We start from the raw sequence: 12,964 nt of genomic DNA, 5'->3' as shown, positions 1-12,964 counted from the left end.
CCACCGCCTCCCGGACCCGCTGGAAGCGCCGGTCGAAATTGACGAACGTGCCATCCTTCTCGAGCCACGCGGCCACCGGGAAGACGACGTCCGCGGCGGCGGCCGTCGCGGAGAGGAACAAATCGTTGCAGATCACCAGCGGACAGGACTCCAGGGCAGCCCGCACCGATGTGCTGTCCGGGTCGGTGGTGAGCACATCCTCGCCGATGACCCACAGCGCCTTCAACGCCCCGGCACGGGCGGCCGCAAACATCTGCGGGATCCGAAGGCCAGGCTGCGTCGGCACATCGGCCTGCCAGGCCTCGGTGCACCGGGCACGCGCCGCAGGGTCCAGGACTTCTGGTACCCGGGCAGCAGGTCGGGCAGTGCCCCCATGTCCGAGGCGCCCTGAACGTTGTTCTGCCCGCGGAGCGGGTTCACCCCTCCGCCGATGCCCGGCCCCACGGCGCCGCGCAGGAGTGCCAGGTTGGACAGCGTCCGCACCCCGTCCGTGCCGTGCCGGTGTTCGGTCACGCCAAGGCCGTAGAAAATGGCGGGAGCCAGTGCCTGACCGTAAACGACGGCGGCCCGCACCAGATCGTCTGCCGGGACGCCGGAGATTCGGGCCACCCGGTCCGGAGGATAGTCGTGGAGCAGCCCGGACAATTCCTCGTAGCCGCTGGTGCTGGCCGCAAGGAACGCCTCGTCCACCAACCCCTCACGGACCAGGACGTGCGCCAGTCCGTTGAACACGGCCACGTTGGTGCCCGGCCTGGGCCTCAGGTGGACGTCCGCGTGCCGGGCCAGGAAAGTGCGACGGGGATCGACCACCACCAGGCGGGCGCCGTCCATGACCCGCTGGAAGATGCGGGATCCCACCACCGGGTGGGCGGCCGTCGGGTTTGCGCCGACCAGGAGGACCGCGTCACACCGCGGTCTCGACTTCGGCCAGAACGTCCTCGGGGTTTGCCGAGGCAGCGACGCCGGGACATACCGACCACGGCTGCGCGCCGCCGAGTAGCCCGGCAGTCACCACAGGGACTCCGGTGTCGCAGGCCACCGGGATGGGCGGGGACGTACGCGGGGCGGATCCACTCAATTGTGCTGCCAGGCCGGGCCCGGCCAGCGCGTCGACGGCGTCCAGGGCTGCCGGACCGGAGAAGCAGTAGCCAGGCAGCGCACTGCCTGGAGCGAGACGGAACCGTCCTCGCTCCGGCTCCCGGCGTGCACTCCGAGTGCCGCTTCTACCTCCGCGGGTCGCGGTGAAGTCGGCGAAGAAGGTTGCCGGACCTTCGACCGCTGCCGCGGGCAGGCCCAGCGTGCGGGCAATGTCAGCGGGGGCGGCACGGGAGGAACGGATCGTCATTGCTCCGGTCCCGCCGGCCCTGAGGTTCGGCGCTGGGTTCCTGCATGCGTCCAACCCTCGCCTGCGCGGCCCGTGCGGGAAGAGTCGAAAGTCCCCGCATGGCCATATAGTCCCCTCAGCTCAACCGCCCGGCGTCGTTCCCGTATGGCCCGCGTGCGACGCGCGCGCAGCCTCGTAGCTGCTGTCAAAAGGCAAAGTGTCCATGTCCAGCAGCGGGTTCTCGTCCTGGGTGGCCACCAGCTCGCGGGCTGCCTCTTCCGAGTCCACGCTGGGCATCGACCCTGGCAGGTGCCGGCGGGCGGATTCCGGCAGGAAGTAGATGGTGACCACGGCGATCGCCGAGGTGGCCATCAGGTAGTAGGCGGGCATCATGTCATTGCCGGTCGACTGGATGAGGGAGGCAATGATGAACGGGGTGGTGCCGCCGAAGATGGCGACGGCGAAGTTGTAGGCGATGCCCATGGCCCCGTAACGGTGGGCCGTCGGGAACAGCGCCGGCAAAGCAGACGCGAGGTTGGCCACGTAGAACGTGACGGGGAAGGCCACCAGGACCAGGCCCGCGAGAGTGGCCGGGACAGTTCCCACCGCGATCAGGCTGAACGCGGGGATGGCCAGGACCACGGTGCTGACCGCGCCGATCCACAGCACGGGGCGGCGTCCGATCCTGTCCGAGAGATGGCCGGTGAGCGGGATGCACAGGGACATGACCACCAGCACAGGGATTGTGAGCAGCGTTCCGTGGATCTCGTCGTACCCCTTGTTGCTGGTCAGGTACGTCGGCATGTAGGAGGTGAGTGCATAGCCCACCGTATTGGCGGCCGCCACGAGGATCATGGCCAGCACAATCCTGCGCCAGTAGGCCCTGAAGACTCCTGCCGGGCCCATGGCGCCGAGCACCTCCCCCGTCTCAGGGTGCCGGGCTGATTCCTGTTCCGCTTCCAGGGTTGCCTGGAAGACGGGCGATTCCTCGATCTTCATCCGGAAGTAGATCGCCACAATGCCGAGCGGACCGGCGATCAGGAAGGGAATGCGCCAGCCCCAATTCTCCATCTGGTCCTGGCCCAGGGTCAGCTGCAGGACCGAGACCAGCGCCGCTCCCAGGGCAAAGCCCAGGTAGCTGCCCATGTCCAGGAAACTGGCGAAGAAGCCGCGGCGCTTGTCCGGAGAATGCTCACACACGAACGTGGTGGCTCCGGAGTACTCGCCGCCGGTGGAGAAGCCCTGAACCAGTTTGGTGACCACCAGCAGGACGGCGGCCCAGATTCCCAGCACCGCGTAGCCCGGGAGGAGGCCGACGGCGAACGTCGCGGCCGCCATCAGCATCAGGGTCATGGCCAGCACCTTCTGGCGGCCGATTTTGTCACCCAGCCAGCCAAAGAAGACGCCGCCCAGGGGACGTGCGATAAACGTGGCGCCGAAGGTACCCAGCAGGAAAAGATTCTGCACCGCTTTATCGGCCTCGGGCAGGAACACCGGGCCCATGGTGGTGATCAGATAACCGAACACCCCGACGTCGTACCACTCCATGGTGTTGCCGACGATGGTGCCGCCCAGCGCCTTCCTCAGAGTGGGATGGTGAACCACATTGACGTCCGTGACGCGGAGGCGGCGCTTTTTCGGGGGCTGAACGGTCATAGCTGCGGCCCTTCCACGAAACGGCCAAACCCAGGTGCCCGGCAAGCGTGCCGAACTGTCGAGAGGAGCCACTGCGGCTCATGTGCGGTGCTCCGACCATTTTCCCACCGCTGCCCGTCCTCCTCAATGACCCGCTCCCGCATCGAGATGATGCGCGCCTACGCAGAGGATTACGACGCTGCGGCATGAGGAGGACACGATCACGGTGCTGTTCGAGCAGGAAGGCTACAAAAACGCTGTCAGAGGACCTTGGACAGGAACGCTTTGGTCCGTTCGTGTTGCGGATTGGTGAGGACCTGCCGGGGAGGCCCGGCCTCCACCACCACTCCTTCATCCATGAACACCAGGGTGTCCGCCACCTCCCGGGCGAACCCCATCTCGTGCGTCACCACGATCATGGTCATGCCGCTCTTGGCCAGTTCCTTCATGACGTCCAGCACCTCGCCCACCAGTTCCGGGTCCAGGGCGCTGGTGGGCTCATCGAAGAGCATCAGTTTCGGATCCATAGCCAGGGCGCGGGCGATGGCCACGCGCTGCTGCTGCCCGCCGGACAGGTGCGCCGGATAGGCATCGCCCTTGTCCCCCAGTCCCACGCGCTCCAGGAGTTCCATGGCCCGGGCGGTGGCTTTGGCCTTGGAGATCCCCTTCACCCGCATCGGGGCCAGGGTGATGTTCTCCACCGCGGTGAGGTGCGGAAACAGGTTGAACCGCTGGAACACCATCCCGATTTCCTGGCGCTGGAACGCTGCTTCCTTGAGCTTCAGTTCGTAAAGCTTGTCCCCCTTCTGGCGGTAGCCCACCAACTGGCCGTCCACGGACAGCCGGCCGCCGTCAACCCGCTCCAGGTGGTTGATGCAGCGCAGGAACGTCGACTTGCCCGAGCCGCTGGGCCCCACGATGCAGAGCACCTCCCCGGGGTCCACCTCCAGGCTGATCCCGCGCAGCACCTTGTTGGTGCCGAAATTTTTGGAGACCCGCTCGGCGAGCACCATCGGCGCATCCGTCATCCTTTTCCTCCAAAGTCATTGCCCAGCGGTCCGCCAGGGACCCCCGGGGCGCCGGGGACCGCGGCAGGTGCCGGTTCCGGCGTCGTGCCTTCCTTGCCGGTCTTGGCCCGTCCGGTGCCGCGCGAGAACCGCTTCTCAATGAAGTGCTGGCCCACCATCAGCACCGAGGTGAAGAGCAAGTACCAGAGGGACGCAACAATCAGCAGCGGCACCGGCGTGAACGTCACCGCGGAAATGCCCCGGGACACCCCGTAGAGGTCGATGCTCAGCGGGATCGCCGCCACCAGCGAGGTGGTCTTGAGCATCGAGATGACCTCGTTGCCGGTAGGCGGAATGATGATCTTCATGGCCTGCGGAACCACCACGAACCTCATGGTCTGCCCCCAGGACATGGCCAGCGCCGTCGACGCCTCCGCCTGCCCTTCGTCCACCGACAGCAGGCCGGCCCGGACGATCTCCGACATGTAGGCGGCCTCGTTCAGGGCCAGGCCGATCACTGCGGTGATGAAGAGGTTGGTGAACACCTCATTCGGGATGGTGACCCACGGGTCCATGAACGGGATGCCCAGCGTGAACACCGGATAGATGAGCGCCACGATCCCCCAGAACACCAGCTGCACATACACCGGGGTGCCGCGGAAAATCCAGATGTACAGCCAGGCGATGCTCTTCAGCACAGGGTTGGGCGAGAGTCGCATGATGGCCAGCAGCAGGCCGATCACGATCGCGCCGATCATCGCGTAGATGGTCAGCCACAGCGTCACCCAGGCAGCCTGGCTGATCCGGCGGTCGAAGATGTACTTGCCCACGTCCGCCCAGCCGTAGTCCGGGCGCTGGGCGGCGTCGAGCACAAAGACCGCCAGCCCGAGGATGAGGAGCACTGCCACCACGTTCCGCCACGGGTGCCGCAGCGGGATGGCGACGATCGCCTCCGGCGGCGCGCCGTCGTCGTCCACTGCCCTGCCGGCCCGCTGCTTCCTGGCGGGGCGGGGCTTCCCGCCCGGTCCCGGCTGCCTGCCGGGGTCAGCCTCAATCATCCGGCCGGATTCCGGCTCGCTCATGCTGTATCACCCCTTGGCTGCCACGTTGAGCTCCGCCGTCTTGATGCCGCCGGCTTCCACTCCCCACTTGGACAGGATCTTGGTGTAGGTGCCGTCGTCGATCAGCGTCTGGAGCGCCTTCTGGAGGGCCGGCGTGAACTCGCTGCCCTTGGCAACAGGGATACCGTACGGCGCCACTTCGAAAGCGTCGCCGGCGGTCTCCAGCTTGTCCTTGGTCTTGGAGATCGCGTAGAGGGTGACGGGTGAATCGGCGCTCATGGCGTCCACCTGTCCCACCACCAGGGCGTTGGTGGCCTGGTCCTGGGCGTCGTACTTGAAGATGGTGATTGCCGGCTTGCCGGCGTCGGTGCAGGCCTTCGACTTGGCGGGCACCTCGTGGGTGTCCTCATATGTGGTCGCCTGCACGGCCACCTTCAGCCCGCAGGCGTTGTTGGGGTCCACGGTCTTGCCCTTGGGGGCGGCCCACTGAATGCCGGCGGAATAGTAGTTCACAAAGTCCACCTGCTTTTCGCGTTCCAGCGTATCCGTGAAGGACGACATTCCCATGTCGTCCTTTCCCGCGCGCACAGCCGGCAGGATGTTGTCGAAGGTGCCAATGTCGAAGTTGACCTTCAGGCCCATCACCTTGCCCAGGGCGTTCGTGAGGTCCACGGACCAGCCTGCAGGGGCACCGTTGTCATCCTTGAACTCGTTGGGCGGGTAGTTGTTGGCCATGCCCACGTTCAGGACGCCGGCGTTCTTGATCTTCTCCGGCAGCATCGCAGCAACGGAGTCATTCTTTTTCACGTCGATGGCCTCGGCGGTGCCGGATGCGCCGCCGGTGGCTGCCGGCTGGCTGTTGTCGACGCAGCCGGAGAGCGCGAGGGCCGTGGCGATGGTGAGGACGGGAATCAGGTATCGGGTGCGCATGGCTTCCTTAGCTGTTCAGGGATTGTTGTGGTTCCCGCTACGCCGCGGGAGAAGTGCACTGTGTACTTGTTTAGAACTCGTTAGTGCTCGGTGCCTGACGCTGTTGTTTCAAGGATTTTCCCGGAATGACGGATGTCCCGGAGAATTTCCCCGCCTCGAGCTTTCACCTCGGAAATGCTGGAAACGCCTACTAACGTCATGGTACGCCGGAGTTCGTCCGAGAAGATCTCGATGATCCGCCCGACGCCCGGCGAGCCCGCCGCCACCAGCCCGTACAGGTAGGCCCTGCCGATTGAACAGGCATCGGCACCCAGCGCCAGCGCCTTGAGGACGTCGCTCCCCCGGCGGATGCCCGAGTCCACATAGATCTCGAGCGCATCCCCCACCCGCTGGCGGGACTCCTGCAGGACATCCATGGGGCTCAGCATGTGGTCCAGCTGGCGGCCGCCGTGGTTGCTGAGCTGGACGGCATCCAGGCCGATCCGGGCGGCTTTGTCGACGTCGGCCGGGTTGACGCAGCCTTTGAGCACGATCTTGCCGTGCCATGCCTGGCGCAAGGCTTCCAGTTCCTTCCACCCGCTGGTGGCATCCGAATGGCCCAGGATGTGCTGCCACATGGACGGGGTGACCACCGAGGTGGCCGCGGCGCTGCGCGGATCCAGGTTGGGAAAGCTGATGCCGTCCGCCGCCAGGAAGTTGATCCACCACGACGGCCGCCGGGCGATGTCCGCGATGGTGGAAAGCGTCAGCGCCGGCGGCGCGGTGAAGCCGTTCTGGAGGTCCCGTTCCCGGGCACCCAGTGCGCGGGTGTCGACGCCGACAATCAGGGTGGTGAATCCGGCGGCTTCGCAGCGCGCCAGTTTGTCCGTCAGGGCTTTGGCGTCGGAGGTGAGCCCGAAGTTGAACCACCGGTCAAGGGTCGGGTGGCTTTCCGCGATCGATTCCATGGACACGGTGCTCAGCCCGGCCAGCCCGTAGGGAATGCCGGCACGCTCCGCGGCAGCCGCGACCGCCAGCTCACCCTCGGGATGGAACAGCCTTGTAGCGCCGGTGGGCGTCAATGTCAGGGGCAGTGCGCTGCTCTTCCCCAGCAGCGTGGTGCTCGTATCCGGTCCGGACACCGGACCCCAGCTGGGCATAAGCGCCCAGGAATCAAAGACCGCACGGTTGCGCCGCAGCGTCACCTCGTCTTCGGAACCGCCGTCGAGATAATCAAAAATCCCGGCAGGCAACACTCTCCGTGCCGCTTTCCGGTATTCCTCCACATTAAAAGCGTTGGCCAGCACCCGGCGTCGGCGGGATAAAACAGGGGCTTTGACCTGGACGAGCTGCCTGGCTTCGCTGATTTTCAATGACGGCCTTCCCACTGCGTGCGTAAGTTGTGGTTCAGCGTACGAAGCGGGACTCCAGACGACTATGGAGGGAACGACAAATTGCGGGACTTAAGTTTGGTAGCAGCTACCAAAGCGGATGCGCGGCGCCGCCGCCTGCCTAGAGCTTGTCGTTCTAGAGCTTGGGGATCAGGACCGGGGTGTTCTTCTTGTACGCCTCGTAATCGGCCTGGCCGCCCCATTTCGAATCGGCCTTCTTCTCCAGGAGCGGTATGCCGCTGGCTTTGATGAGCAGCAGCGCCACGAACACCGGAGAGAGCAGGGCCACCCACTGCCAGCCTTCCAGCACCGGTATGGCGATGAGGAGGACGCCTATCCAGAGCACAATCTCGCCGAAGTAGTTGGGGTGGCGGGATTTCGACCACAACCCGGTGGAGATGAACTTGCCCTCATTGGCAGAGTCAGCCTTGAACCGGCCCTTCTGGTTGTCCGCCACGATCTCGATGCCGAAGCCGGCGGCCCACACCACAAAGCCCGCGAGGGCCCACCCGTCAAGCGCCACACGGGTGGCGCTCGTAATGGCAATCCAGGCCGCAGCTGCCGTGAGGACCACCCATAGCCCCTGAATGGTCCAGGCGTTCAGGAACCGGAGGAACGACGGCTTGATCTCGTCGAAGCGGTCATCCTTGCCGTGCCTGCTGACCCGGCGGAACAGGAAGCTTCCCAACCGCGCGGCCCACGCCACCACCATTGCCGCGAGCAGAAGCCCGCGGGCGTCGACGGCCGGGGTGAGCAGGACCAGGAGGAGGGTGATGGAGATGTACGTCAGGGCGCCGGTGAGGTCGTAGAACTTCTCCGTCTGCCCCTTGAAGGCAGGGATGAACGCCAGCCACTGGATGATGAACGCAGCCCCCACCCCCAGTGCGAACAGGGGGAAACCTCCCAATGTTGCGCCGGCCTGGCTGCCGGCCACGGCAACCAGCGCCCCAATGACCAAAACCACCGGCAGGCTGATGAGCGCTTTACGGTCCGATTCCTTCATCAAAGCTTCCTTTCAGACGCCGGCACGAAATCCGACAAGAACACCCGGGAGTCAGTACGCTAGCCAGCCTACTATTCAATCCTGTTTGAACATCTAACTTTATTGAGTAGTGTGGATACATGCAAATGCAAGCAGGTGAGGGCCCAAGTGCACCGAAGTATCACCCGGCGGCTGTGGCGCTGGAAGCCCTGTTCGCCCTCGCCAACGAAACGGAACGCGAGATCGCCCGGGGCATGGGCATCAATCTCACGGACTTCCGCGCACTGTCGGCGCTGGAGCGATCGGGACCGGTGACAGTGGGCAAGCTCGCCGAGGACCTCGGCGCCACGCCTGCCACCACTACTGCCATCGTGAACCGGCTGGAGAGCCGCGGCTACGTGGCCCGGCACCGCGGCGCCGACGACCGTCGCCAGGTCCAAGTCAGCACCACCCCGGAATCCTCCCAGGGAATCACGGACCTGATGCGGCCCCTGATGACCGCCACGGACCGGCACCTTCAGGCCCTGCCCGCCACACAGCAGGGCGCCGTGGCGGATTTCCTCGTTGTCGCCGGGCAGCTCATGCGGGACCACCTCGCCACACTTTCCGAGAGGGACAGCCAATGAGAGAGTTCACCACGCCGCTGCTCGTTGAGCCGTCCGTTCACCGGAACGCGACCGAGCTCCTGATGCAGCGGTTCCGGACCGCCCCGGACCACGTCGCCTTCGAGGTGCGCGCCGCCAACGCCGCGATCACGGAAGCGTGGCGCCCGGTGACCACCAGGCAGTTCGTGGACGAGGTCCGGGCCCTGGCCAAGGGCCTCATCGCCGCCGGACTCCGGCCCGGCGAACCGCTCGCCATCATGTCCCCCACCCGGTACGAGTGGGCGCTGGCCGACATGGCAGCGTGGTTCGCCGGCGCCGTCGTCGTCCCCATCTACGAGACGTCGGCAGCTCCCCAGGTGACCGCAGTCCTGGCCGACGCCGGCGTGCGTCTCGCAATTGGCGGCACAGCCGAGCATGCGGGCCTGCTGGAGCGGGGATTCGAGCAGGCCGGGATGCCGGGCCTGGGCGTCTGGACGATGGACGCCCGCCCGGGCGCAGACCTGGCCGACCTCGTGGTCCGCGGCGCCGGGACGTCAGATGCCGCCGTCGAGGAGCGGCGCCTGCTGGCGGACCTCGACTCGGTGGCCACCATCGTGTACACCTCCGGCACCACCGCCGCGCCGAAAGGTGCCCTCATCACCCACGGCAATTTCGTGGGTCAGGTGCTGAACGTGGCGGCCGCCTACACCGAAGTGGTCCGTGAAGGCGGCAACACCATCATCTTCCTGCCGATGGCCCATGTGCTGGCCCGCGGACTGCAGCTGATCTGCCTGGCGAACGGCATGCGCATTGCGCACCTGTCCGATCCCCGGGACGTCGTTCCCGCCCTGGGCGTCCTGCGGCCCACGTTCCTGGTGGTGGTCCCCCGCGTTCTGCAGAAAATCCAGGCGTCCGCTGCGGCCGCCGCGGCGAAGAAGCACCTGGAACGGGTGTGGGCTTCGGCGCAGCGCACCGCGGTGGAGTGGGGCCGGTTCGCCGAAGCCCGCGACGCCGACCCGTCGGCCAAGGCCCCGCCGGGCCTCCGGCTGCGGCATGTCCTCTACGACCGCCTGTTCTACGCCCGGCTGCGGAAGCTGATGGGCGGACGGCTCGACTACCTGCTGTCCGGCGCGGCCGCCCTCGACGCCGAGCTGTCCCTGTTCTTCCGGGGCCTGTCCCTGCCGGTGATCGAGGGCTACGGCCTCACCGAGACCACCGCTCCGCTGACCGGCAACATGCCCGGCGCGATCGTGTCAGGCTCCGTGGGCGTCCCCATGCCGGGAACCACCGTGCGCATCTCGGAGCAGGGCGAGGTGCTGGCCCGCGGCGTGGGCGTCTTTGCCGGCTACCGCAAGCCCTCGGACAACACGGACGCGTTCGCGGACGGGTTCTTCCGCACCGGGGACCTCGGCCGGCTCGACGCGACGGGACGGCTCACCCTCACGGGCCGGCTCAAGGACGTCATTGTCACCGCGGGCGGCAAGACCATCTCCCCCGCCATCTGGGAAGGCTATGTGGAGGGCGACCCCCTGGTGGCCCACGCCGTAATGGTGGGAGAGGGCAAACCGTACCTCGGCGGCCTCGTGCTGCTGGACCCGGAATCCGTCGCGGCCTGGGCCGCGCGCGAGGGCATCGCGGACCTGGCCGGTTTGCGGATCCCGGACGACGGCGGCGCAGTCCAGGTCGACGACGCGCGGCTCCTCGCCGCGATCGGCAGCGCTGTCAGTGCCGCGAACGCGAAGATCGCGCAGTCCGAGCAGGTGCGCCGCTTCGTGCTGCTGCTCACCGACCTCAGTGAGGCCAGCGGTATAGTGACGCCCACCATGAAGCTCAAGCGCGCGGCCTTTGCCGAACGCACCCGGCACATCGTCGAAACCCTCTACGCCCAGCCAAGGAGCCAAGCATGAACGTCCGAGTCAAAAAGTGGCTGCTCGGCTACGCGGCCGCGGCCGTCGTCTTCGCCGTCATCGACGTTGCCTGGATCATCACCGTGGCGAACAGGCAGTACGAAAGCCAGATCGGGAACCTGCTCGCTCCCAGCGTGAACCTCGCCGGCGCCGTCGTCTTCTACCTGATCTTTGTCGTGGGGATCGTGCACTACGGCATCCGGCCCAACGACGCCGGCGCCACCATGCGGCACCGGGTGACGGGTGCCGCCCTGTTCGGCTTCTTCACCTACGCCACGTGGGCCCTGACCGCCCTCGCCGTGCTGAAGGACTTCCCGGTCCTGGTGGCCGTGACTGACATCGCCTGGGGCGCCGGGGTGTGCAGCGCCGTCACCTGGCTGACGGCCACCGTGTTCCGGCCGGCCCGTGTCCAGCAACGTGCGTCGTAATCCCCGACGCCGCCAACCCGGTCAGTAGCTCCCTGATGCCTGGTCACGGCGCAGGGGTGTTCCCCGGAGCGCAGAGCCAGTCCCAGCCCACACTCGCGGACGTGGCGCGCTCGGCCGGATCGGAAATCGTCAGCGTCGTGGAGATGCCGGCCGATGACCAGCAGGTTGTGGCGGGGTCGGTGCTGTACGATTCGACGGCCGCCCCCGCCAAGTTTCCCGGCGCTGTTGCCCTGGCCATCGGCCTGTCGCTGTCCGGAAAGCGCCTGCGGGCCAAGGTCCAGGAGCTCAAGGACGCCGGCTACGTGGCGATTGTCTACAAGACCAACGGGAAACCGGATGCCGCCCTCCGGGCAGCGGCCAGGGAAACGGGCATGGCGCTCTTCCGGGCTTCCGACTCGGTGCCGTGGAACCAGCTGGCGGAAATCATGGACGCCGCCGTCATCCCCCACCGGCAGTCAGGCCGCACCCTGGTGGACATCCGTCCCGGGGACCTGTTCGACCTGGCCAACACCGTTGCGGCCCAGGCCGGCGGTGCCATTGCGATCGCCGATCCGGACCAGACGATCCTGGCCTATTCCACCCTCCCGGACCAGCCCATCGACGAGACGCGGCGAAGCTCGATCCTGCGCCTGCACGTGCCCCATTCCGTGCAGACTGACAAGGACTACCGGCGCGTCCATGCCGCGAGCGACGCGCTGGATGTGGCGACGGAGGACCCCCGGCTCCGGCGCACGGCCATCGCCATCCGGGCCGGCGGCGCGGTGCTGGGATCGCTCTGGCTCCTGGAACGCGCAGAGCACCACAACAAGGATGCAAACCGGATCCTGCGCGAAGCCGCCAACGTTGCCGCACTCCATATCCTGCACAAGCGCACCACCTACGTCTCGACCCTCACCCGCCAGATGGACCTGGTGAAGCCGCTGCTGTTCGAACCCGAGCGCGCCGAGCTGGCCGCCATCCGGCTGGGAATATCGGCGGCTTCCGTCCGTGTGGCCGCGCTCAGCGTCTGGCCCGCGGACGCCATAGCGGCCGAAACGCTGCAGTCCCGCCTCCGGCTGTTCGACACCATCCGGACCGCCTGCGCCATCCGGCTGCCCTCCGCGGTCTGCGGGCTCTCGGACGGCATCGTGTACATCGTCCTGCCGCAGAGCACTGAATCGTCCCTGCAGTTCCAACGCGGCACGCTACTCAAGATTGTCCAAAACGCCCGGCGGCTTCTCGCACGCCCTGTCCTGGCCGCACTGGGCGCGGCGGCCACGATCGACCGGCTCACAGAGTCCCGGGTCAACGCGGAACTGGTCCTGTCCGAGCTGGTCCGCAACGTCGTCGACGGCCGGATAGCCGCCGACTCCGATGACGTGGTGGCCGACGACGAGTCCCTCGGCTCGCGGCTGCAGCTGCGCCAGATCGCCTCCTCCCTGACGGCGTCCGGTCAACTGCCCGGGACGCATGCGCTCCGGATCGCCGAGTACGACGAACACCACAAGAAGTCGTTTGAAGAGACCATCTATGCCTACCTGAGCTGCGGCGGCAACGCTGTCGAGGCCGCCAAGGCCCTGGACGTCCACGTGAACACTGTCCGCTACCGCCTGGCCCGGGTGCAGGCCCTCTTCGGCATCGACGTGGATGACCCCGAGACGCGCCTGCTGCTGTGGCTGCAGTTGTGGGCGAGGCACAACCGCTAGGTCCGGTTCTTTCGTCAGCGTCTTTCGCCCGTGTCCGCGGGATGCCAGAGT

At 66.8% G+C, this 12,964-nt stretch carries 12 protein-coding genes and 1 pseudogene; 4 read left to right on the top strand and 9 right to left on the bottom strand.

Going from position 1 to position 12,964, the window contains the following annotated elements; genetic code table 11:
• Window positions 1-7: 7 nt before the first annotated feature.
• From JOE41_RS21235 to JOE41_RS15855, 9 genes and pseudogenes are all read right to left on the bottom strand, one after another.
• Window positions 8-286 (bottom strand): annotated as a pseudogene (locus JOE41_RS21235) (molybdopterin-dependent oxidoreductase); the annotation flags it as partial.
• Entirely contained in the window at window positions 223-858 is a 636-nt protein-coding gene (locus JOE41_RS21040; protein ID WP_374100008.1) for a molybdopterin-dependent oxidoreductase, read from the bottom strand. The gene JOE41_RS21040 and the pseudogene JOE41_RS21235, both read right to left, overlap by 64 nt.
• A gap of 46 nt (window positions 859-904) precedes the next feature.
• Window positions 905-1,345, bottom strand: coding sequence for a hypothetical protein (locus tag JOE41_RS15885; RefSeq protein WP_209752907.1), 441 nt, complete (start codon window positions 1,343-1,345; stop codon window positions 905-907).
• Window positions 1,346-1,465: 120 nt separating this feature from the next.
• Window positions 1,466-2,980, bottom strand: coding sequence for an MFS transporter (locus JOE41_RS15880; protein WP_209752906.1), 1,515 nt, complete (start codon window positions 2,978-2,980; stop codon window positions 1,466-1,468).
• Window positions 2,981-3,219: 239 nt separating this feature from the next.
• Window positions 3,220-3,987: an amino acid ABC transporter ATP-binding protein gene (locus JOE41_RS15875; RefSeq protein WP_280873571.1), complete on the bottom strand. Its 768-nt coding sequence runs from the start codon at window positions 3,985-3,987 to the stop codon at window positions 3,220-3,222.
• Window positions 3,984-5,048: an amino acid ABC transporter permease gene (locus tag JOE41_RS15870; protein WP_209752905.1), complete on the bottom strand. Its 1,065-nt coding sequence runs from the start codon at window positions 5,046-5,048 to the stop codon at window positions 3,984-3,986. Before JOE41_RS15870 ends, JOE41_RS15875 begins: the two co-directional genes overlap by 4 nt.
• Window positions 5,049-5,054: 6 nt before the next feature.
• Window positions 5,055-5,957 (bottom strand): ABC transporter substrate-binding protein, encoded by a 903-nt coding sequence (locus JOE41_RS15865; RefSeq protein WP_209752904.1) that lies wholly within the window; start codon window positions 5,955-5,957, stop codon window positions 5,055-5,057.
• A gap of 80 nt (window positions 5,958-6,037) precedes the next feature.
• The gene (locus JOE41_RS15860; protein WP_209752903.1) at window positions 6,038-7,309 is read right to left on the bottom strand and encodes an alpha-hydroxy acid oxidase; all 1,272 of its coding nucleotides are present in this window, start codon (window positions 7,307-7,309) and stop codon (window positions 6,038-6,040) included.
• Between the two features lie 154 nt (window positions 7,310-7,463).
• The gene (locus tag JOE41_RS15855) at window positions 7,464-8,330 is read right to left on the bottom strand and encodes a DUF1295 domain-containing protein (RefSeq protein ID WP_209752902.1); all 867 of its coding nucleotides are present in this window, start codon (window positions 8,328-8,330) and stop codon (window positions 7,464-7,466) included.
• Window positions 8,331-8,449: 119 nt separating this feature from the next.
• Between JOE41_RS15855 and JOE41_RS15850 the strand changes: the two genes are divergently transcribed.
• Genes JOE41_RS15850 through JOE41_RS15835 form a run of 4 tightly spaced genes read left to right on the top strand, consistent with a single transcriptional unit; the run spans window position 8,450 to window position 12,913 of the window.
• On the top strand, window positions 8,450-8,935 hold the full coding sequence (locus JOE41_RS15850; protein WP_209752901.1) for a MarR family winged helix-turn-helix transcriptional regulator: 486 nt from the start codon (window positions 8,450-8,452) through the stop codon (window positions 8,933-8,935).
• Window positions 8,932-10,800, top strand: a complete 1,869-nt coding sequence (locus JOE41_RS15845; RefSeq protein WP_209752900.1) for a long-chain fatty acid--CoA ligase — start codon at window positions 8,932-8,934, stop codon at window positions 10,798-10,800. Before JOE41_RS15850 ends, JOE41_RS15845 begins: the two co-directional genes overlap by 4 nt.
• Window positions 10,797-11,228 (top strand): DUF2177 family protein, encoded by a 432-nt coding sequence (locus tag JOE41_RS15840; RefSeq protein ID WP_209752899.1) that lies wholly within the window; start codon window positions 10,797-10,799, stop codon window positions 11,226-11,228. Before JOE41_RS15845 ends, JOE41_RS15840 begins: the two co-directional genes overlap by 4 nt.
• A gap of 35 nt (window positions 11,229-11,263) precedes the next feature.
• Window positions 11,264-12,913 carry a CdaR family transcriptional regulator gene (locus JOE41_RS15835; RefSeq protein WP_209752898.1) on the top strand — a complete coding sequence of 550 codons (1,650 nt, stop codon included), beginning with the start codon at window positions 11,264-11,266 and terminating at the stop codon, window positions 12,911-12,913.
• The last annotated feature ends 51 nt before the right edge of the window (window positions 12,914-12,964 follow it).

Origin of the sequence: Arthrobacter sp. PvP103, assembly GCF_017833075.1 — a bacterium.
Taxonomy (GTDB): Bacteria; Actinomycetota; Actinomycetes; order Actinomycetales; family Micrococcaceae; genus Arthrobacter.
This window is presented reverse-complemented; position numbering and strand designations above follow the sequence as displayed.